Annotated in this window: 15 protein-coding genes, 2 tRNA genes and 1 pseudogene; 12 read left to right on the top strand and 6 right to left on the bottom strand. The window is 42.5% G+C overall.

Features of this window, described 5'->3' with window-relative positions; translation table 11 throughout:
- The first annotated feature begins 324 nt into the window (after positions 1–324).
- The 8 genes from JWQ85_RS15730 to JWQ85_RS15695 all read left to right on the top strand — a co-directional run bounded on the left by JWQ85_RS15730 (position 325) and on the right by JWQ85_RS15695 (position 14,280).
- Positions 325–3,447: a TonB-dependent receptor gene (locus JWQ85_RS15730; protein ID WP_299469647.1), complete on the top strand. Its 3,123-nt coding sequence runs from the start codon at positions 325–327 to the stop codon at positions 3,445–3,447.
- Between the two features lie 21 nt (positions 3,448–3,468).
- Positions 3,469–4,977: a RagB/SusD family nutrient uptake outer membrane protein gene (locus JWQ85_RS15725; protein WP_299469645.1), complete on the top strand. Its 1,509-nt coding sequence runs from the start codon at positions 3,469–3,471 to the stop codon at positions 4,975–4,977.
- A gap of 19 nt (positions 4,978–4,996) precedes the next feature.
- Positions 4,997–7,087: a hypothetical protein gene (locus JWQ85_RS15720; protein ID WP_299469643.1), complete on the top strand. Its 2,091-nt coding sequence runs from the start codon at positions 4,997–4,999 to the stop codon at positions 7,085–7,087.
- An 11-nt stretch (positions 7,088–7,098) separates the two neighbouring features.
- Positions 7,099–7,998, top strand: a complete 900-nt coding sequence (locus JWQ85_RS15715) for a PKD domain-containing protein (protein ID WP_299469641.1) — start codon at positions 7,099–7,101, stop codon at positions 7,996–7,998.
- Between the two features lie 4 nt (positions 7,999–8,002).
- On the top strand, positions 8,003–9,043 hold the full coding sequence (locus tag JWQ85_RS15710; protein ID WP_299469639.1) for a family 16 glycosylhydrolase: 1,041 nt from the start codon (positions 8,003–8,005) through the stop codon (positions 9,041–9,043).
- 69 nt (positions 9,044–9,112) lie between these two features.
- On the top strand, positions 9,113–9,982 hold the full coding sequence (locus tag JWQ85_RS15705) for a glycoside hydrolase family 16 protein (protein ID WP_299469637.1): 870 nt from the start codon (positions 9,113–9,115) through the stop codon (positions 9,980–9,982).
- Positions 9,983–10,741: 759 nt separating this feature from the next.
- Complete coding sequence (locus JWQ85_RS15700) at positions 10,742–11,818, top strand: AraC family transcriptional regulator (protein WP_299469635.1); 1,077 nt, start codon at positions 10,742–10,744, stop codon at positions 11,816–11,818.
- A 98-nt stretch (positions 11,819–11,916) separates the two neighbouring features.
- The gene (locus JWQ85_RS15695) at positions 11,917–14,280 is read left to right on the top strand and encodes a TonB-dependent receptor (protein ID WP_299469633.1); all 2,364 of its coding nucleotides are present in this window, start codon (positions 11,917–11,919) and stop codon (positions 14,278–14,280) included.
- Positions 14,281–14,510: 230 nt separating this feature from the next.
- Here the strand turns inward: JWQ85_RS15695 and JWQ85_RS15690 are convergent.
- Positions 14,511–14,584: transfer RNA gene (locus JWQ85_RS15690), tRNA-Asp, on the bottom strand.
- A 621-nt stretch (positions 14,585–15,205) separates the two neighbouring features.
- Between JWQ85_RS15690 and JWQ85_RS15685 the strand changes: the two genes are divergently transcribed.
- Complete coding sequence (locus JWQ85_RS15685) at positions 15,206–16,906, top strand: sodium/solute symporter (RefSeq protein ID WP_299469631.1); 1,701 nt, start codon at positions 15,206–15,208, stop codon at positions 16,904–16,906.
- A gap of 134 nt (positions 16,907–17,040) precedes the next feature.
- On the top strand, positions 17,041–17,652 hold the full coding sequence (locus JWQ85_RS15680; protein WP_299469629.1) for a hypothetical protein: 612 nt from the start codon (positions 17,041–17,043) through the stop codon (positions 17,650–17,652).
- Positions 17,653–17,716: 64 nt separating this feature from the next.
- Here the strand turns inward: JWQ85_RS15680 and JWQ85_RS15675 are convergent, their stop codons facing one another.
- The 3 genes from JWQ85_RS15675 to JWQ85_RS15665 form a co-directional block, all read right to left on the bottom strand.
- Complete coding sequence (locus JWQ85_RS15675; RefSeq protein ID WP_299469628.1) at positions 17,717–18,253, bottom strand: hypothetical protein; 537 nt, start codon at positions 18,251–18,253, stop codon at positions 17,717–17,719.
- Positions 18,254–18,443: 190 nt separating this feature from the next.
- Positions 18,444–20,186, bottom strand: coding sequence for a S41 family peptidase (locus JWQ85_RS15670; protein ID WP_299469626.1), 1,743 nt, complete (start codon positions 20,184–20,186; stop codon positions 18,444–18,446).
- Between the two features lie 59 nt (positions 20,187–20,245).
- Positions 20,246–20,461 (bottom strand): hypothetical protein, encoded by a 216-nt coding sequence (locus tag JWQ85_RS15665; RefSeq protein ID WP_299469624.1) that lies wholly within the window; start codon positions 20,459–20,461, stop codon positions 20,246–20,248.
- Between the two features lie 123 nt (positions 20,462–20,584).
- On the opposite strand from JWQ85_RS15665, the gene JWQ85_RS15660 reads away from it, so the two are divergent.
- On the top strand, positions 20,585–21,172 hold the full coding sequence (locus JWQ85_RS15660) for a porin family protein (RefSeq protein WP_299469622.1): 588 nt from the start codon (positions 20,585–20,587) through the stop codon (positions 21,170–21,172).
- Between the two features lie 550 nt (positions 21,173–21,722).
- Here JWQ85_RS15660 and JWQ85_RS15655 read toward each other — a convergent pair.
- Positions 21,723–21,834, bottom strand: a tRNA-Asp gene (locus tag JWQ85_RS15655).
- 151 nt (positions 21,835–21,985) lie between these two features.
- Here JWQ85_RS15655 and JWQ85_RS15650 point away from each other — a divergent pair.
- Entirely contained in the window at positions 21,986–22,462 is a 477-nt protein-coding gene (locus JWQ85_RS15650; RefSeq protein ID WP_299469620.1) for an Lrp/AsnC ligand binding domain-containing protein, read from the top strand.
- A gap of 158 nt (positions 22,463–22,620) precedes the next feature.
- Here JWQ85_RS15650 and JWQ85_RS15645 read toward each other — a convergent pair.
- Positions 22,621–22,824: pseudogene (locus tag JWQ85_RS15645) on the bottom strand (class I SAM-dependent rRNA methyltransferase); the annotation flags it as partial.

Genomic DNA, 22,824 nt, shown 5'->3' with positions numbered 1-22,824 from the left:
GCTTTTATGTTGGTTTAGCACAATAATTAGCAGGATTTATTATTGGTGTGCTAATATCCGTGTTTTTAAATGATTTTTCAATGTTGTGTAGTAGTGATGTAGTGCTAAATTTCATTTTAGGTATTTACCTGCCATACATTTGATACTCATAAACCAATTGCTCCGGCAAAATTATAAACCAATTTAAAACCGTTAACTAATGCTTTAGGCTAATGTATGACAGTGCATTTTTATGCCTGAAAAAATAATGTATGAATAAACTTTACAACTAACCAAAGGTCGATACCAATTAGACCTATTAATTTAAATTATCAATTAAACCTTATGCAATTAAAACTCAAGTTTTTCGTGGGTATTGCTTTGCTCTTATGTTTTGTTAGCCAGGCGGGCTACGCTCAATCCCTGCGCCTAACCGGTAAAGTAACCCAAAAATCCGACGGACTATCATTGCCCGGCGCGTCAGTAACCGTTAAAGGAACAACAATAGGTGTTGTTACAGATGTAAACGGTAATTACAATTTAAACATCCCGCAAGGTGGTGGTACAGTAGTGGTCACGTTTATTGGCATGGTAACTATTGAAAGAAAAGTAACCCAGGCCGGCGAACAAAACTTTGTTTTGGAGGAAAACGCCAACAACGTCCTTAACGAAGTTATTGTAGTTGGCTACGGTACCCAAAAGGTGACCAAGGTATCGGGTGCTATTTCAACCGTAAAAAGTTCTGATATCCAAAAACTAAATCCGGTTCGTGCAGAAGAAGCTCTACAAGGCCGTGCATCCGGTGTAACCGTTATACAGGGCGGTACGCCTGGCTCTGCACCAACCATCGCTATCAGGGGGATACCTTCCTATAAAGGGTCAGACCCACTGGTGGTTATTGATGGTGTACAGCAAACCACTGCCGATTTTAACTCTATCAACCCAAGCGATATTGAATCCATTAGTGTATTAAAAGACGCATCGGCTACTGCTATTTATGGTGTAAAGGGTGGCAACGGTGTTATTGTGGTAACCACTAAAAGTGGCCGCAAAAACATGAAAACCGAGCTTACTATAAACAGCAGCTATGGTGTGCAGGAGGTGGCCAGGTACATCGGCGTTTTAAATGCCACCGAATATGGCGCTATGATAAATGAAGGCAGTGTTGCGGCGGGAGGCGATGTTATATTTCCCGATTTATCTGTATTGGGCACAGGCACAAACTGGCAAAAAGAAGTATTTAAAAACGCACCCATGCAGCAACACAACATAGGTGTACGTGGCGGCAGCGAAACTGTAAACTACTTTCTATCGGGTGGTTATACAAGCCAGGGTGGTATAGTTGGCGGCATCGATAAATCAAAGTTTGATCGTGCAAACTTCACCGCAAACCTCGATTTTCAGCTTGCGCCCAAACTGAAATTTATTTTTAACACCACTGGCGTAATATTAAACTCAAAAGGGATTCAGGAAAACTCTTTTAACAGTGTTATTGGCAGTGCACTTAATTTTGACCCAACTGTACCGGTTTTTAATGACGACCCTGCTACCGTTGGTAAATACGGTTATAGTAACTTACTGTTATCAGAAGTTTACAACCCATTAACCAAGCTTGATAACACCTACAATAAAAGCCTTGGCAGTAAATTATACGGTAAGTTTGAAATACAATATGATGTTTTAAAGAACCTGAAACTAAGCAGCAGGCTTGGCTACACCAAGTATGATGCTAATAATAAAAGCTTTAACCCGCTTGTGTTTTACGGGCCGCTAAACGTAGATAACAGCCTTAACGCCGATGGCTCCACCGTAACAGGTAAATTTAACAGCGTTTCGCACGATAAGATCAGCAACTTTAACTATACCTGGGAGACCTTTGCTAACTACAACTTTAAAGTAGCCCAGGATCACAACTTTGAAACAGTTGTAGGTTTTTCTATTGCCCGTACATCTGGCAATGCAGCAGGAGCAAGCAGGCAGGATGTGCCATTTAACTCGTGGGACTTTGCAGATTTTACCGCAGCTACCGGTGTTAACTCGGCTACCAATACCAGCGCGCAAACCGGTTATTACTACCAGTATTTTAAACGTAACCTGTCATATTTTGCGAGGGTCAATTATGATTATAAAGAAAGATACCTGGCATCATTCACGGCACGCCGCGATGGTTCTACCGCGTTTGGTGCAAGTCATAAATATGGCACCTTCTTCTCAGGGTCGTTGGGCTGGGTAGTAACAAAGGAATCTTTCTTTAACGTTCCCTTTATCGATTTCTTAAAGATAAGGGGTAGCTACGGTACCGTAGGTAACGATAATACACCGTCACAATTTGTAACCATCGCAACCGGCGGCCCGGATTATGGCGCTGGTGCAAACAGTAACGGTTACAATTTTGATAATGTCTTTTACCCCGGTTCAACTGTGGCATCTGCCGAAAATAAAAACCTTGGGTGGGAGAGCCAGAAACAAGCCAACGTTGGTTTCGACATGACATTGCTACACGGCAAGTTTAACATCACCGTAGATTATTATGAAAAAAGGGTAGGCGATTTGTTGTTCCAGACAAGAGGCTCGGAGATATTGGGCACAGTTCCAATCCCCGATTACAATATTGGTTCAACCAAGAGCACAGGTTTTGATATTTCATTAGGCTACAACGATACCTTTGGTGACTTTAAATTGGGCAACAACTTTAACATAACCACTGTGAAAAGTTTAGTAACCGCAACCAATTCAGAAGGTACAGCTAAGGTGCCCGGTGGCAGCTATTTTAATGGCCAGTCACAAACGGTAACAGTATTTGAAAAGGGCCAGGCGCCGGGCTATTTCTATGGCTATAAAACAGACGGGCTGTTCCAAACAGCAGCAGAGGTTGCAGCGGCACCAACACAAGATGGCGCGCAACCGGGCGATATCCGTTTTGTGGATGTTAATAAAGATGGTGTGATCAATGCAGACGATCGTACTAATATAGGTGATTCTTTCCCCTCGGTTGTTCTAGGATGGAGCCTTAGCATGAGCTATAAAAACTTTGATTTTAACGCATTTACCTACGCATCTATTGGTAATGATATCTATCGCGCCTATGAACGTAATGCTAATTACACCAACAAATTCCGCAGTGTATTAGCCAGATGGACCGGGCCGGGTACAACTAATGATGCCCGCAACCCAAGATATTCTTTTACCGACGCCAACAGCAATATCCGCGTATCCGACAGGTATGTTGAGGATGGCTCGTTCGTAAAGATCAAGAATATCCAATTAGGTTATACCGTGCCGCAATTACTAAATGGCAAAGTATTTAAAAGTATAAGGGTTTATGCGCAGGTAAGAAATGCGTTCACATTGACCAAGTACTCGGGCTTTGATCCAGAAATTTCGGGCGGTGTATTAGATACAGGTGTTGACCGTGGCGCTTATCCGCAGCCAAGAACATATACAGTAGGACTTGACATTAAATTATAATTCATTAACAGAAATACGACGATGAATAAAAGATATATAAAGCTAATTGGGGTGGTTATGCTGATAACCACACTCACAGCATGCAAAAAGTGGGTTGAAAATAACCCGCACGATAGTTTTGTTGTTACCGATCTCGACTATTTAAAGTCGGAGAGTGATTACCGTACGATGGCTATTAGTGTTTATTCGCCATTACAATGGTTAAACCAGGAGGTTGTTGTAGGTGACATAGCATCAGACAACTCCGTAGCCGGTGGCGAAAACGCCTCGGACGTGTTAGCACTACAACAAATAGATGACTTTACACTTACTCCGGTAAACTCAACCTTAGAGGATCTGTGGAGGGTTGCATACGAGGGTATAAACCGTGCAAATTACCTTACCCAGTATAAAGAGAAAAATAAAGCGGGCGATATAGTTAACTTTAACGGTAAAGACGCGCTTTACGGCGAGATTACCTTTTTACGTGCATACTACTACTTTACGCTGGTAAAAATGTGGGGCGATGTACCGTTATTTACCGAAAGGCGTCTTGGTCTCGAAGATCTGAAAGGGATGCCAAGATCGCCAAAAGGAGAAGTTTACGCGCAGATAGAAAAAGACCTTAACGCCGCCATAGCCGCATTACCTGCCATCCAGGCTCAAAAAGGGCGTGTAACCAAGTATGCCGCGCAGGCACTATTAGGTAAGGTGTATTTATATGAGAATAAATTTAGTGAAGCCGCTACAGTACTTGAGCCGGTTATTACCTCCAACGCATTCTCGTTGGTAACCGATTATGCTTCCATTTATTTAGCGACAGGCGAGAATGGCCCTGAGTCGGTATTTGAGATCCAGTACACCAATGGTTCACCATACTATAACTGGGGTGGTGCTACACGCGGGCAGGGCAATTACGCTGTTCAGCAAAATGGTATAAGGGGCCTAAATGGTAGTGGCGCTATGCCTTATGCGGCTGGCTGGAGCACTAACTTGCCATCGCAGGATCTGGCAGCTGCTTATTCAGCGGGCGATCAGCGTAAAGCTATCACTGCGTTTGATATTGAGGCATATAAAACATCTCACCCTGAATTAAACATCACCTACCAGGTAGCACCTTTTAAAAACACCGGTTTATATAATGGCAAATACTTGCCACGTAAAGGTGAAACATCAGGCCAGGTTGAGTTGAACTATCTAAACAACTTTAGGGTTTTGAGATATTCTGAGGTATTGCTTATGGCTGCCGAAGCAATAAACAGGAGCGGTGGCAGCGACATTAAAGCACAGGAATATATTAACAAGGTGCGTGCCCGCGCCTTTGGTGACGACCTGCACAAGGTAAATGCAACCGGGGATGCACTAAAGCAAGCTATATGGAATGAGCGCAGGCTTGAACTGGCTATGGACGGCGACCGCTTCTTTGACCTGGTTAGGACAGGGCAGGCCGCTTCCAAGCTTCAGGGTTTTAAAACCGGCAAGCACGAACTGTTTCCAATCCCTCAGGAAGAAATAAACGTTTCTGGAATTACACAAAACCCGGGATACTAACCCTTAAAATATTAAGATCATGAATGCAATAAAATATTTTTTGAGCATAACCTTGCTACTGGCTGTTATCACGGGCTGTAAAAAGGAATCATTTGACGATACATCGTTTGTTAACAGTGGTGTATCTGAGCCGGCAAAACTGTCGGTATTATTTAACATCACACAGGACAATACAGGTTTGGTTACCATTTTCCCAACAGGCGAGGGCGCAACCATCTATGATGTTTACTACGGCGATGGGACAGAAAGCTTTGTTAAAGTTGGTCAGGGTAAAAACACCCAACATGCCTACAAAGAGGGCGTTTATACGGTGAAGATAGTGGCCCATGGCATTGGCGGTAAAACTACCGAATTAAGCCAAGAGCTTACGGTATCATTTAAAGCGCCCGAAAACTTGAAAACAACACTGACTACCAATGGCCTAACGGTTAACGTTGGTGCAACTGCCGACTTTGAAACCATGTTTCATGTGTATTATGGCGACGAAACAACCACCAATCCCGAGCCGTACGATTCTTTCCTGCAAGACCAAACAGCTACACACACCTACGCATCTGCAGGTAGTTATGTAGTGAGAGTAATTGCTTTAAGCGGCGGTGTTGCAACAACCACACACGAGGAAACAATTAAGGTAGGCAGGCAGATAGATCTGCCGTTAACTTTTGAAGATCCAAACTATGATTATACTACCAGCGATTTTGGCGGTAACGTTTCAAGCGTTGTTGCAGATCCTGCTAATGCGGCAAACAAGGTTTTAAAAGTTATTAAACCTGCCGGTGCTGAAGTTTGGGCAGGTACAACATTAGGTACGGCTTCGGGCTTTGCAAATAAAGTAGCTGTAACCGCTGCCAGCTCAAAAATGACAGCGCGTGTTTACTCGCCTGCTGCCGGTTTAACTATAAAATTAAAGTTGGAAGACCATGCTGTTGCTGCAAACGCTGTTGAAACAGATGCTGTAACCACAGTGGTTAATGCGTGGGAAACTTTGACATTCGATTTTAATAACAATTCCGCGGGCACACCTGCCTTAAACCCGGCATTTACTTATGATAAAGCTTCGATGTTTTTTGACTTTAACGTAGGTGGCAGTGGAAAGGTGTTTTATATGGACGACCTTAAAATGACCGCACCTATCCAAAAGATAAGTTTGCCGGTTACGTTTGATGCGCCAAATACAGACTATACCGTAACTGATTTTGGCAACAATGTTAGCATTGACGCGGCTGACCCAACAAACGCGGCTAATAAAGTTAAAAAGACCACCAAACCTGGTGGTGCCGAAACCTGGGCAGGAGTTACTATCGGTACAGCGGCAGGCTTTCCAACAAAAATACCGGTAACATCCGCTTTTGCCCAGATGAGCCTGCGTGTTTATTCTCCTGCGGCCGGTTTAACCATCAAGTTGAAAATAGAAGACCACGTCGATGGTTCAAAATCTGTCGAAACAGACGCGGTAACAACTGTAGCCAATCAATGGGAAACCTTAACATTTAATTTCCTTAATAATTCCGTAGGTACGCCTGTCTTTAATCCGGTAACTAATTACGATAAAGCCTCGGTGTTTTTCGACTTTAACGTAAGTGGTTCCGGCAAGGTATTCTACTGGGACGATTTGAAATTGGTACCGGCGCCCTCTTCTGTTTTGGGTATCCCGCTTGATTTTCAATCAACAACCCTAAATTACGCCTTTACCGATTTTGATGGCGGCGCAGTTACTGTTGTTAACAATCCAAATGCTTCGGGTATCAATACCAGCACAAAGGTTGCCAAAATGGTAAAAAGTTCCGGCGCTACTTATGGCGGCAGTTTCCTTACTCTTGATAATCCGATAGATTTCTCGACCAAAAAGACCTTTAAAATGAAGGTGTACTCACCACGGGCAGGTGCCAAAGTGCTGTTAAAGGTAGAGAATCTGACCAATGGTGGCATCAGCTTCGAAAAGGAAGTAAACACTACCAAGGCAAACGAGTGGGAAGAATTAACTTTTGATTACTCCGCCATCAATACAGGCAACTCTTACCAAAAAGTGGTGCTAATATTTGATAACGGTACATCGGGTGATGGCTCGGCCAACTACACTTTCTATTTAGATGATATCATACTTAATTAATTTATAGAGCGATGAAAATTAATATAAAAGCATTAATAACCATCTGTTTAGCAGCCATTATAATTGTAATAGGCTGTAAAAAACAAGAGTACTCCTTTGGTAAAATAATTACCCCCAAGGACCTGACCCTGACAACTGATATTGAAGGTGCCGATGACGCAAATCCTGCAGGTGCGGGCTCCGGTAATGTCACCATCAAAACATCAGCTACCGATGCCATTTCTTACAAAGTAGATTTTGGTGATGGTAACAGCAAAATAGTGAGCGGCGGCGAACTGGTGCATAAATACACTACCCCTGGCACTACCGATTACACTATTGTAGTGAGTGCTATTGGTACAGGTGGCGTAACCACAACTACAACAAAAAAGATCACCGTATTTGTGGCGTTTGAAATTCCCTCGCAAATATTGCAAAACCTTACCAACGGAGGTTCGCAAACCTGGGTTATAGATCGCCTTACGCCCGGCCATGTAGGTGTAGGCCCACTTGATACCTACACATCAACCTACTACAGCGCCGAGCCTAATCAACGGGCCGAATGTTTGTATGATGATGAGATAACCTTTGCCAAGGATGCCAACAATAACATAACCATGACTGTAAATAACAAAGGCCAGTCATTCTTCACCGCGGCGGCTACAGCATTTTACGGTAAAGCCGGTGGCGACGATTGTTATGACCTTGATGTAAGCGCACCGCGCAGGCTTGCTTTTATGGATGCTACCTCGGGTTCAACCTCGGTAAACTCTACCCGTATACAGTTTACAGTGCCGGGTAATGGGCTTATCGCTTTTGGCACCGGTGGCACTACGTATGAGATCATGGAGCTGACGGCAACCAGCATTACTGTACGCAGTGTTGGTACAGATGGCCTTGCATGGTATCAGAAATTTAAAATTAAACCATAATAGCATGAAATATTTACATAGATATATACTTATACTGGTAGTAGCGGTAGCCTTGTTTACCAGCTGCAATAAGAACAGTGATACAGGAAACAACACAGCAGATAAACCCGCTAATATTGTTGTAACGCCTAACGTAAGTACAGATAATAGTGGTACAGTAGTATTTGCCGTAACTGCAGATAATGCAGTATCGTACGAGTTTGATTTTGGAAACGGCGTTTTTCAAAACAGTACCACCGGCAGTTTAACCTATCAATACCCCGTGGCGGGTGTTTATACTGTAAAAGTTACCGCTAAAAGTCAAAGCGGTAAAATAACCGTGAAATCAATAAAGGTAACCGTTTCTGCAGCAGAAGCGCTTGTTTGGTCGGATGAGTTTACTACCGCAGGAGCGCCCGACCCCGGTAAATGGGGTTACGATCTTGGCAACAACAACGGCTGGGGCAATAACGAACTGGAGTATTATACCAACCGTACAGATAACGCTGTAGTATCTAACGGTACCTTGAAGATCAATTTGAAAAAAGAAGATTATAACGGTTTTGGCTATACCTCGGCCAGGCTTTTAACCAAAGGCAAGTTTGGGTTTAAATACGGCCGTGTAGAAGTTAAAGCTAAGCTACCTGCAGGTGTGGGTACATGGCCTGCAATATGGGCGCTTGGCGGTAACATTGATACCACACCATGGCCAGCCTGTGGCGAGATTGATATTATGGAACATGTAGGTAAACAGCAGAATACAATATTCTCTACCATGCACTACCCCGGCCACTATGGCGGTGGCGGCGTAGGCGGTACTACCCAAAATCCAACGGCGTCAACCGATTTCCACGTGTACAGTATGGAATGGACACCAACAACGATGAAATTTGCTATTGATGGTAACGTATATTACACGTTTGCCAACAGTGCCAACCTGCCGTTTAACCAAAACTTTTTCCTGATACTGAATGTAGCAATGGGCGGTAATTTTGGCGGTCCTGCGGTCGACCCCAATTTTACAAGCGACTCGATGGAAGTAGATTATGTACGCGTTTATAAATAATCAAATTAAAACAGATAAAGCCATATAATCGAATGGCTTTATCTGATATTAAACAACCCCCTTATTATTATGCTTTATAAAAAGTGTATTTATGTTGCTGCTTTTGTGGCGGCAATAGCTATAGGTACGTCATGTTCATCTGTTAAAAAAAGCTCAACCATTGGCTATGCCAATGGTCACGTGATATTCTTTGACGATTTTTCGGATACCAAGCTTGATCGCAATAAATGGACCCCGGAAGTGCCCGGTTTTAACGGAAATAACGAATTGCAAACCTATATAGATTCATCAACTGTCATGTACATAGAGAATGGGCTGTTGGTTTTGAAGCCACAGTATTCGCCTAAGTTTAAAAATGTTGAGGGTAGGGAGTACGACTTCATTTCTGCAAGGATAAACACCCGCGATAAATTTGATTTTACTTACGGCACAGCCGAGGCCAGGATAAAAGTTACCGCAGGCGACGGTTTATGGCCCGCCTGGTGGATGCTGGGCAAAGGTGCATGGCCCCAAACAGGCGAGATAGATATTATGGAATATGTAGGCGAACCTGATTGGATAAGCGCGGCAGTACATGGCCCCGGTTATAGCGGCGAAACCCCGTTTGTAAATCGGTTATATTTCGATAAAGAGCACGACGCTACACAATGGCATGTTTATGCGGTTGACTGGACACCGGAAAGCCTTGTTTTTAAGTATGATGGCGTACCTATGTTTCGTGTTACCCGCAAAATGGCCGAACATTACGGTAAATGGGTGTTTCACAATAAGCAATACCTGATACTTAATTATGCTCTTGGTGGTGGGTATCCTGCCAAGATAAACGGTGTAAAACAACCTTTTTACGGCTTACCCGAAAGCACTGTTAATATGGTGAAAAATGGCGAAGCCAAAATGTGGGTTGACTGGGTTAAGGTTACAAAATATAATGAAAAATAGTATAGGAAAATTAGTGCAAACTAACAGTTTTTAGTAATACAACTGGTATGATTATGGCTGACTTCAGATCATGAAGCGCTTCAAAACATATTTAATATTATTTTTCGGGATCGCGCTCTTCGGCAGTGCTACACAACTGGTTTCCCATAATTTACCAGTATTTATAGCAGGTGGTATGCGGGTGCTATTAGCTTTTAATGTTTTGCTTCCTTTGTTAGATTATCATCTTTGCAAAAAATATAATGGCAAAAATTTATGCTATTGATCGGCATGATCCTCATTGGTGTACTTGGTTTTACGGCTTTCATGCTTACTCTAGTTATTAATTCAATACTAGGTACTATAATCAGGTAGTTAAAAACGAATTAAATACAATAATAATTGCTTGTTGTTGACGCATTGAAATATAGGAAACTAAGGAGTTTCCTATATTTCAATGCGTTTTTCAGTTCACTGATTAACATGGTTACCATGTTCAACAACACCTCCGCTTATTAGTTACTCCGCCATCCCTTCCACCATTCCCTCCATTTCTTCACAACCGCCTCCCTCATCATGTCTAAAAACTTGGTTGTCGGCAACCAAGGTCAAACTACAAGGAAATTTGTTATTTCTATAGGTCGGAAATTAATCGATTACCCTATTTAATTTTACAGGTTATTAGCCAAATGATGGATATACGATCTCAACCGATGGATAAACGGAAAAAGCGATTTATTGATGGGACCGTCATTGATTTTAGTTTACTATTTTTGATGCATGAATCTCGGGCAACAGATATTATTCTTTTTTAGCGCTTTAGGGGCCTTCAACGGCTTCGTGATCAGCGGCTATCTGTTGTTCTTTAAAAAACCAAAGTCCCCAGCCTCTTACTTTTTGGGATTGTTACTACTGGCACTCAGCATCAGGATAACCAAAGCCACGTTTGGCTATTTTTATCACGACCTTCCGCGAATCTATCTGCAAATAGGCCTGTCCGGCTGTTTTTTGATCGGGCCGTCACTCTATTATTTCACAAGGGCAGCACTGGAAAACATCCAGAAAACACCGGTCAGGTGGAAATATACCTATTGGGCATGGATCGCTGCGATTGTCATTATAGGAGTGTTGGTACCTTACCAGGCGCATCCCGGGGACTGGAACCATTATATCGTACATATTATCTATGCGCAATGGGTGGCCTATTTCATCCTGACCGGATGGCTGCTTAGGGAAGTATTCGCCAAAGTATTCACTAAAACAGAAAAGCTCTCCCCCGGAGAAAAACCGATACTGTCGATCTTTCTTGGCAACACGGTGATCCTGATCGCCTATCTGATCGTCTTTTTCTGGTCCTTCAGCAGCGTATATATCAGTGGTGCGCTTTTCTTCTCGTTGCTGCTCTACCTGAACATTCCGTTGTTCGTTAACAGGAAAAAATCAGATACGGCCTTTCTTGGTAACGAGGAACCCGGGCGTTATGCCCGAAAGAAGATCACTGAAAACCATGCCACCAGCCTGACCGATAAACTCCGGAAAATTATTATTGATCAGGAACTCTATAAGAACCCCGATCTTAAGCTTAACGATCTGGCCAAAAGAATCAATATTTCAGGGCACCAGCTTTCCCAGCTGCTTAACGATAACCTGGGCAAGAGCTTCGCCGTGTACATCAACGAATATCGTATTGGCTGTGCCTGTGAATTGATTACAAACGACAGAAGGATCAAACTGGAAGAGATCGGATACGAGGTCGGCTTTAACTCGAAATCCACCTTCTATACCGCTTTTAAAAAACACAGGGGCACCACCCCAACCCTTTATAAAGAAGGATTGTCGTCTGCCGCATTCCCGTAACCGGGTTCGGAGTTATAATTCCGAACTCCCATATCTCAAATTCAAAACCACGATGCTGAACCTCCCGGTTAGCTTTGGACATTCAAAGTCCGAAGTACATGAAATCTACATTCTTATTATTTCTTTGCCTGTTAACAAGCATCTCACTTTATGCACAGGTCAAAAGCATTTCCGCAAAGGTAACTGATGCAAGCGGAAGCCCCTTGACGGGTAACTTTTTGTTGACCGATACTGTAGGAAAGCTCATCAGAAGCAGCAGCTTTACCGGAAACATAGCCATTACCGACCTTAATAATACCCGACTCAGGTTGAAGCTTAGCTCATTTATTTTTACAGATACTACCATCAATATCGAGTATGCGGGAAAAACGGAGGTTGATCTGGGTACCATCGTGCCCGTGGAAAACACCACTATGTTAGGGCAGGTTTCCATTACCTCTTCCGCACCACTGATGCGCTACGGCAATAACGGCAACCTGGAAGTTAACGTTGCCGGAACCATCCTGGCCAGCAGCAGTTCGGTCACCGAAATCCTTTCGAGGACTCCCGGACTTACGGTAAATGAGGGCGTCATTTCCCTTCAGGGAAAGGGCGAGGCGATCATCTATCTTAACGGTACGCTTATACCTAGCGAACGCCTGGCCGGTATACCCACATCACAGATCACAAAGATCGAAATCATTGCTAATCCTTCGGCAAGATACGATGCGGGAGGACGGGCCGTGATCAATATCACCACAAAAGCACCAGGCGGAGACGGATTAAGCGGTCGGCTCAGCCAGCATCTTACGACGTCCGATTTTGCCGGGACCAATACCAACAACTTTGTTGATCTGGGCTATACCGGGAACAAATTATCGCTTTCCGCAAACATTGCACTGCTCAAGGGCAGCGGACGAGAACTGCTGTACACCGTCAGAACCAGGCCCGACCCGTCAGACTATCTCAATTCTGCGCTTACCACCGATTGGAACAGGGATTTTAACGTTTATGCGACATACGGTTTGGGCGCTCGCTACCGCTTTTCATCCGGATCGGTACTCTCCCTTTCCTATAGCGGCAACAGGGACCATCTCGGCGGAACAGTGGACAGCCGAAACCGGATCACTACACTAACAACCGACAATACATACGGCAGCAGTATTGTGAGAGATGAGCTCAGGAAAAACAATACAATCATAGCCGACTTCACCAAAACCACCGACACCCTCGGCTCCGGTATTTTCTTTAGCGCCCAGTACTCGGGATACCGAACCGGCAATGATGACCAGATCGAAGAATTCGGCGGTACTGCGCCCCGCTACCTGCAAAATGCTTTTTCCCAGCGCCTGAACATTGCCAGCATACAAGCTGACCGTACCAAATGCTTTAAGAAAAATTTAAAACTGGAGACCGGACTAAGGTTCAGCAATGTCGGCAACAATTCGGATACTCAGTTCCTTATCGGGAACAGTCTGGACGGGCCATACCTGCCTGATGCAACACTTTCTAGCATATTCGGCTATAATGAAACTATCGCAGCCGCTTATGCCAGTTTCTCAGCTAATGCCGGAAAGATGGGCATCATCCTTGGGTTCCGTAGCGAGTGGACTACTTACAAATTGAGCACATCAGCCGGCAAGGGACAGGATTTCAGCAAAGAGTATCTGAATATCTTCCCAAATCTGCAACTTGACCTTCCGCTGGAAAATGGAAATAAGCTCAGAGCATCCTACAACGCAAGGATCACCCGTCCCAGGTATCAGGCACTCAATCCATTTGTTATGTATCAGGATCCTTTCACTACCATTGAAGGCAATCCCAACCTTGTGCCGGAAAAGGCACATGCGTTTGAACTTTCCGCAAACTTTAAAAAAACGGAAGTTAAAATGGCTTACACCTATACCATAGACCCGCTGTCGGGGGCTGCCTTGAGAGGAAGCACCCCGGAAAGCTATGTGCTTAAGTCGATCAATATCAGCCATGACCATACTTTTCTTGCATCGATTACAAGGCCCTTTTCTATTGGCGACTGGTGGCAATCAATCAATACTGCCAGTATCACCTACGGAAGGGCCTTCGATGACAACTACGGTTACGCTACCGGAAAAGTAAAGCCACAGGCCTACGTATACTCCAGCAATACCTTTAGTTTGAAGCACGGTATTAAATTACAGTTGCTTGCCTGGTACCTTGGTGACCGTTACTACGGTATCCGGCATGATGACAAACGGTCGATCGTCACTGCCGGAATCGAAAAATCAATATTGAAGGGTAATTTGAAGGTAGGACTGACCGCTAACGATATTTTTAACCGGTCAATTTCAGAAGGCGATTATAATGTAGGTAAGACACAGGTATATTATAACCGGCGCTACGGCAACAATCATTTCAAGCTCACCGCCACCTACCGATTTGGTGGTATCGAAAGGCCAGTCCAACAGCAGCGGCAAGCCCAGCCCGAGAACAACAGGGCGAATTAGCAGAAGATATTATGACTCGAAATATCACCAAAATGCACATGACGGCAATTAGTAAATGTGAATTTTTAAAGGCACCGCCTTAGCACCGATTGAGAAGGTGTTGTGATTAAATAATGTTAACGGCATAAGAAAGCGCTATGAAAAAGCTGCATAATTTGGTACGTCCTGAAAACAAAAACCCCCTCAGATGATATCATCTAAGGGGGTTGCCCAATTTTATTATTGATAAGCGGAATGGACGGGACTCGAACCCGCGACCTCCTGCGTGACAGGCAGGCATTCTAACCAGCTGAACTACCACTCCGTTTGGGATTGCAAATATACGCACCTTTTTGTTTTACACAAGTCGTTTTTAAAAAATTATCATTTTTATTGTTTTTAGCTTATTTGGCGGCAATAAATACCCTTTCTGATTATTAACCGGAAGCATAATTCTATATAACAAAACAGGCTATTGTAATGCATTGACATAATCATTCCACTTCGAATTTTTTATTCTGAAAATCAACTCATTAGCCCCCTTAATCAACACCTTGATTAGAAGCCGTCTATTATTTCATTTATAAAGAAACCTAACCAAATAGTTGCTCAAATATACTGGCACACCTATAATACACTTTGATTTTATGTGGTAAAAAAACAGCAATTATTCTGAAAAAAATCTTCAATTGCTATAAATCATCCAATAACTAGGTTGATTTTGGTCAATAAAAGCGCGGAGAATTCTTCGTAGCAGCATCACTTAATCCAATATTAATACAATAGAAATTGGGATTAATGCATTCCCTAATATTTAATATCTCCTTTTTATGGCACATGCTGTCGCCACTAAGCAACTTTAACACATCAAAATTTGATTAAACGCTATATATAGTGTATTATTAGCCTCCCAAATATAAACCTATTAAAAAAACTGAGCAGATAAATGAAGACCTTATCAACCGGCGATTACATCGTATTTTTTATCTATTTTCTTATTGTATCCTTTTACGGGTACTGGATTTACAAACGCAAACACAACGCCGATGCAACTTCAAAAGATTACTTTTTAGCCGAAGGCTCCCTTACCTGGTGGGCAATTGGCGCATCGCTTATAGCATCTAACATATCGGCCGAGCAATTTATTGGCACCAGCGGCTCGGCGTTTAAAATGGGACTGGCTATCTCTACTTACGAATGGATGGCAGCCGCAACGCTTATCATCGTAGCAATATTCTTCATCCCAATATATTTAAAGAACAAAATTTTTACCATGCCGCAGTTCCTGCATCAGCGGTATAACGGTACAGTGGCAATGGTTATGGCCATATTTTGGCTATTATTATACATCGTAGTTAACCTGATGTCTATTCTTTACCTGGGTGCATTGGCCATAAGTGGTATCTCCGGTTTGGATATCTACTTATGTATAGGATTGTTAGCGGTATTTGCAGTTATCATCACTCTGGGTGGTATGAAGGTTATTGGTTATACCGATGTTATACAGGTATTTGTGTTGATACTTGGTGGATTAGCTGCTACTTATATTGCATTGGGCGAATTATCCAAAAATGCTGCTGACCATTCCCTTCTCTCAGGTTTGAAGATATTACACAGCGAAGCCACAGACCACTTCCACATGATATTTGACAAGAGTAACTCTAATTATATGGAGATGCCTGGGCTATCGGTATTAATAGGTGGTATGATTATCGTAAACCTTAACTATTGGGGTTGTAACCAGTACATTACGCAACGTGCGTTGGGTGCCGATCTTAAAACGGCACGTGCAGGGATCCTGTTCGCGGCGTTTCTAAAATTGCTAATGCCGGTAATCGTGGTACTGCCGGGGATAGCTGCTTATGTACTCCATGAACGGGGCTATTTCCATAAAGAAATGCTTAGTTCGAAAGGAGTTATTGATTACAATAAAGCTTACCCTTCGCTTCTAAACCTGCTTCCCACCTATTTAAAGGGATTGTCATTCGCGGCGCTTACAGCAGCTATTGTAGCTTCATTAGCGGGTAAAGCCAACAGTATCGCTACTATCTTTACTTTAGATATTTACAAAAAAGCTATCAACCCCGAGGCTACTGATAAAAACCTAGTCAAACTGGGGAAATGGTCTGTAGTGGTTGCTATGGCATTAGGCGTTATTTTATCTCTTATAATAGGCGAAACATTAATGGGCGAAGGCAAGCAAGGCTTCCAATACATACAAGAATACACGGGCTTTGTATCGCCGGGTATATTTGCTATGTTCATATTGGGTTTCTTCTGGAAAAAGGCAACCTCGAACGCGGCCTTATTCGCCACTATCGGCGGCTTTATCTTCTCGGTGTTTTTTAAGCTGTTACCACGCTTCTCAAATTTAGAATTTTTGTCGCCTTACGGCTTTTCAAAGCTGGCTTTGCAAAATGACAAGATTACATATTTATACGAAATTCCGTTTATCGACAGGATGGGCTTTGTGTTCCTGCTATGCGTAATTGGTATGTACATCATCTCCAAAATTGATGCAGCTAAAGGCATTAAAACCAACGGATTGGAAATTGATGCGTCTATGTTTAAAACATCGCGCGCGTTTACCGCCGGTGCACTTATAGTGGGCGGTATTATTGTAGCATTATATTCATTCTTCTGGTAAACCGAATCTTCTATTGGAAAAAAGCGGCTTTGCATAAAGCCGCTTTTTTTTGTGCCCTGTCGCCAAATGTTGTTGGCATCGGTTATTAAAACAACCCTATAATTTATTGTGTTATAACTATAAACCAACATGCTATGTTAAACCCTGCCGATAATATACCACCACAAACCAAAGGTGAAGAAACAGATGTAATACATTTTGCCGATTGCGCGAGTGAACAGGAAGCCCATCATTTATTTTTATTGGCTAAGGATAGATTGAAAGATATATCGCAGTGGCATGTATTAAGCGGGCCACACTCGGCTAAATTTGCTATCACCGATACTAAGGGGGATGAGGTGTATAAAATAGCTGAAAAAGGTGACCATTTTTATATTGATTTACCTGCTCCGGGCCCGCTTGCCGGCGATGGTATGGAGTGGGTGCGTATTGAGGCGATGGAAGAAATTGAGGATGCTAATGCCGAAAGTGAATATATAACCATGACGGTTAGGCCCGTTGCTAACCCCAGGCACCCCGATAAGGCTACGGCACACTTTTATAGTCACAACTCTACCAGTACATTTATTGTTGAACGCTACAAGAACCATGTTAGTGCCGCCGTTCATGGCAGAAACGAAACACCGAATAATAAAGATACCGGCTTGTATGATACTGTGCGTAATACGATAATAGCCCTTGCAGCACGCGAAGGGCTTTCCTTCCCGCAATGGAAATCTCTTGTTAAGGGGATATTGGATAAATAGATGCAAAATAAAAGAGGCCCCAAATTGGGGCCTCTTTTATTTATATATATAAAATTAGAGGGAATTAGTGTCCGCGGCCGTGTCCTTTACCGTGCTTGTCATTATCATCACGTTTACCGTTATCGCCATGGTTGCCGTTATTGCCTTTATATTTCACCACTTTTCTGTGTTCTACCACACGAGTGGGACGGTTATTAGCCCAATGATTACTGTATTTAACATCGCGGCTATCACGTATTATAGTTTGACCGGTGCGGCCTCTGTAATTTGCGTATTTGGCACGGTACACATCGTTACGGGCCCATGGGTTACGTTCGTTTACAACAACTTTGTATCCATTGTATACGTTGTAATTGCTATACCTTGCGGGTAAGCTCGCCCTACGCACCCAGCTGTTATTTTCCAGGTAAACATATTGATGGGCAGGAACGTCATAGTAGGTATCAATATCTGGCATGTAGTAATAATCTGCATGATCGTAACCTACCGGGCCCCACTCAGGCTGACTGCCAATGTTAATGCTTAAACTAATTTGCGCATTGGCTGATTTGTATGCTATGCAGCTTAAAAATATGGCTGCTGTAATTATTATCTTTTTCATAATTGTATGTTTTTTGTAGGTATGACATACAGGTATCAGCATAGTTTAACCAAATAGATGTTATAACAGGGATGTTACAAATAGATGCAAGGCTATTAAAAAACGAGAAACAAGACAAAAAAATAACCCTCCAATTATTTGAAGGGTTATTTCTTGTTGATTCTAATGATCTTGACTCCTGGCTCTATTCTCAATCGTCATTATCTTTATCCTTATCTTCTTTTTTTCCGGCCATTGCCAGTACCGGCTTTCCAATAATTTTATAATCGCCTACACCTTTCAGTATAGATGCCAGCTGGGGTTTGTCCTGCATAATTTTTACAGCTTCGGCCAGTTCCTTATCATACTTAAAGTTAGCCTCATAACGGCCCTTCTCGTATGCATAACGGGATGCTATTTCATTTTCCAATACTTGTTTTATCTCTGCTTTATGTATTTGCAGGTCGTTCTTTTTGCTACTTGCCATTTTGGCTTTCAGGATATCGTATTCGGCCTGTATCTCGCTAAACTGTTTCTCTTTAGTTGCTTCAGTTTTTAGACTGTTCAGCATTTTTTCGGAAATGGTGCTGTATGTATAGTTTTTGCCGGTAAGGTATTTTATAAAATCATTGTACTCCTCATCAGATAATACCAATGTTTTAGGGTCAATAGCTTTTGGATGTGTGTTACGATATTTGGTAGCATAATCAAATATTAGCAACTTGCTTACCAGCGCCTGGGTTACATTTGCAAACCTATCCTGCTTTATGAAAATATCCGGGTAAATACCGCTGCCATCATAAACCGAGCGGCCATTTTTTGTTTTAAACTCGTGTATAGCCGAATCAGCTACTTTTATAACGCTACCATCATCCTTGCGGTGGGTATAATCCATTTCCTGGATACAACGGCCCGATGGTACATAGTATTTAGCAACCGTTACCTTTACCAGGCTATTATAAGGCAGGTTAAATGTTTGCTGCACCAGGCCCTTACCATAACTGCGCTGGCCTATAATAATAGCTCTATCCAGATCCTGCAAGGCACCTGCAACAATTTCTGATGCTGATGCCGAACGGCTGTTCACCAATACTACTAAAGGCAGGTTTGGCTCCAGCGGAGTAGAAACAGTGCTATAGGTAAAGTTTTTTTCTTTTACCTTCCCTTTTTGCGATACCACCTGTACATCCTTTTGCACAAACAGGTTCACAATTTTAACAGCCTCCTGTAAAATACCACCGCCGTTTGATCGCAGATCCAGGATGATACCGCTTGGGTTATTCTTTTTGATAACAACAAGTGCATCGGTTACCTCATCTGCAGAGTTTTCAAGAAATTTATTCAGTTTGATGTAGCCCATATTGCCGCTAACCATTCCCGAATAAACAACATTGGGCTGTTTTATCTCGTCGCGTACAAGGCTTTTTGCTACAGGGGCTTCGTCATCGCGTTTCATTAACAATTTAACAACCGCACCTTTCGATCCTTTAAGCAACTGGCTCACCTGCTCGTTAGTTTTACCCGCGAGGTCAATGTCGTTTATCTTCAACATTTGGTCGCCCTGGCGGATATCTGCCTTTTGCGCAGGGAAGCCTGTGAATACATCGGATATGTACACCTTTTTATCGCGCAAAAATACACCTGCACCAATGCCACCGTACTGTGTGCTTACATAATGCAACTTGTAATCTTCAATCTCTGATTCGGGGACGAATTCGGTATAAGGATCTAAACCTTCCAGCATAGCATCAACTCCGGTTTTAACCAGCTTCGCCGAGTTTATCTCATCAACATAATTAATGTTTACCTCTTTATATACCGACGCGAAAACATCCAGGTTCTTAGATATCTGAAAAAGATCGTCATTAAAACTCCATACACTTACAGCCAAAGCCAAGCCAGCCGCATATAAAAGCGGTTTTCTGTACTTGCTTATTGTCCCTTTATCTGTCATCCTTAACCTCTTGAAATATAAATATATAAAAGCGAAACCGCTTTCTATAATAACTAATTTTAAAGGCGGTTATTATCAATGTTCACCAATGCTTTTGTAAGCGTGAACACAACGTATTTTCTGTCGCGGTTAACCAAGTCCATTATACGGGTAATCAGGCTGTCTTCCTGCCCTTCGGTATACTGTAATTGCTCATCAGTAAGATGATTATACTTTCTTTGCACCTTTATTTTTATACGTTCCCAATCCTTATTACTGATAGTTATCTCTGCCATAAAATAAAATATTTATACAAAAATATAAAAAATACACCGCTGTATGCGTTTAATATGTCGCAGAGTTTTAAACTTTTAACAACGATGCGCATCTAACATCTTTATTAACTAAATTAATTTACCATGAAAAAATGTTTGTTAAGCATAGCTATACTCTTCGTAGCTGTAATTAGTGCTAAGGCACAAGTTTCTTTGGGTGCCAAAGCAGGTATCAACTTCTCTAAGATTAGTACAAACAATGTAAGCGAATCTACCGTTGCCGGTTATCAGGCTGGTTTATTTGCCCGTTTTGGCAGCAGCCTTTATCTGCAACCCGAGCTTTATTTGGGCAGCAGTGGCGGTAAATTCAACTTTAATAATAACAACAATACCGTAACAACTAATGGTAAGGTAACTTTTACCAGTTTAAACCTGCCTTTATTAATAGGTAAAGGTTTTGGAGGCGATAATTTAAATTTCAGGATTATGGCCGGCCCGGTTTATAGCTACCTGTTAGATAAAAACCAAAACTTTAGCGATAATGTTAGCGGGGCTTATCAGGATTTTGGTAATTATCGAAAAAGCACCCTGGGTTATCAGGTAGGTGGCGGCGTTGATATTGGCCACATTACAGCCGACCTGCGTTACGAAGGCGGTCTAACCAAAATAAACGAGAGCTATGGCCAGCGACAAAACATATGGGCGCTGAGCGTGGGCTTTAAATTCTTTTAAGTGATATAATAAATTCAATAATGCTAAGATCCCGGTGAACAGCCGGGATTTTTTTGTTTGAGGAATTTACGCACCCTGCCACAGTTACGCCGAGATCCCTCGGCAAGCAAAGGCTTTGGATAGTTTAAATTGCGTTAGGGATTGAAGCGGATACCGGCCCCGCGCCTAATGCCTGCGGGCGTATGAGCGTAAAGCCCGGGCCGCAGGTAACGCTCACATATAAATATTGAACACTGCATGTTGAATTATAAATGATAAAGTAAAAAATTCTAACACTTTGAAATTCTACATTCATTATTCATATTACGAAGTATGTGTGAAGAAAAAAAAGTCTCTTATACAAGTAAAGCCCCTGATGGGCAGGGGCCTTTACTAACCAATTATAAACCTAAATTATGAGAAGAGCTGTAGGAGAAGGGGTCGAACCTTCAAAGAGTGGTTATTCTTATTGCTAAGAGTTTCCCATGATCTCCGCCACCGCGACAAGGAGGTGTGTCTGCCAAAAATTTCACCATCCTACAGGATGTTAATCAAACTTCACGTTTGATAGCTGTTGGGGAAGGGTTCGAACCTTCACAGAGTGGTTAGCCCGCTTCGGGTTTCCCATTTTCTCCGCCACCGGGACAAGGAGGTGTGTCTGCCAAAAATTTCACCACCCAACAATGTTTGTTTTAAAAGAACGATAGAGCAATTGTCATTTGCTTTATACAAATCTAACAGAGTTGACACTTTCTTGCAAATATTTCAACAAAATATTTTTATTTTTACTTTTATTATAATTATACTTGTATTTGAATATAGATATTTAAAATTATGCCTCACAGGAAACCTCAAAATTTAGAAATTGATAATCTTGATATACAGATTTTATCAATATTGATGAAAAATGCGACCACACCATACACCGAAATCGCAAAAGAATTGATTGTTTCTGGCGGAACCATACACGTGCGGATGAAAAAATTGGAGGAGATGGGTGTAATAAAAGGTGCCAGCCTGGAAGTAAACCCGCAAAAACTGGGTTATGATGTAACCGCTTTCCTGGGGATATTCCTGGAAAAAGGTTCGCAGTATAACGAAGCGGTAAAACAATTGAAAATGGTTCCGGAAATTGTAGAACTGCATTATACCACCGGCAGCTGGAGTATTTTCGCTAAAATTGTTTGCCATGATACCAACCACTTGCGTGAGGTATTAAATGAAAGTATTCAAAGCGTAAAAGGCATTCAACGCACCGAAACATTTATATCCTTAGAGGAAAGCATCAAAAGGCAGATCACTCTGGATTAATTACATCGGGTTTCTAAATATATTCCCTCACGGTATAGTGAGGAACAAGGCAATCCCTAAATTATATATGTACTATATGGTTTGGAGGTTGCTTTGCTGTTTAAGGTACATAGCCTACTTTTTCTATCGGAGATGTGAAGTATTGCGCCTTATGTTATTTACCAAACACGGCACAATAGCCCCTTCAAATACTCGCCCTCAGGGAACGAAGCCCTAACCGGGTGATCTTCGGGTTGATGAAACTGATAAATGAACTGCACCTGTTTACCGGCATCAAGAGCGGCCCATGCCAGCACCTGTTTAAAGGTTTCCATATCCATAGCACCCGAGCAGGAGAAGGTGGCCAGCAAGCCGCCACTGTT

The organism is Mucilaginibacter sp. (genome assembly GCF_028288105.1).
Classification (GTDB): domain Bacteria; phylum Bacteroidota; class Bacteroidia; order Sphingobacteriales; family Sphingobacteriaceae; genus Mucilaginibacter.
The sequence above is the reverse complement of the archived record's forward strand: the minus strand, read 5'-3'. Positions and strand labels throughout refer to the sequence as shown.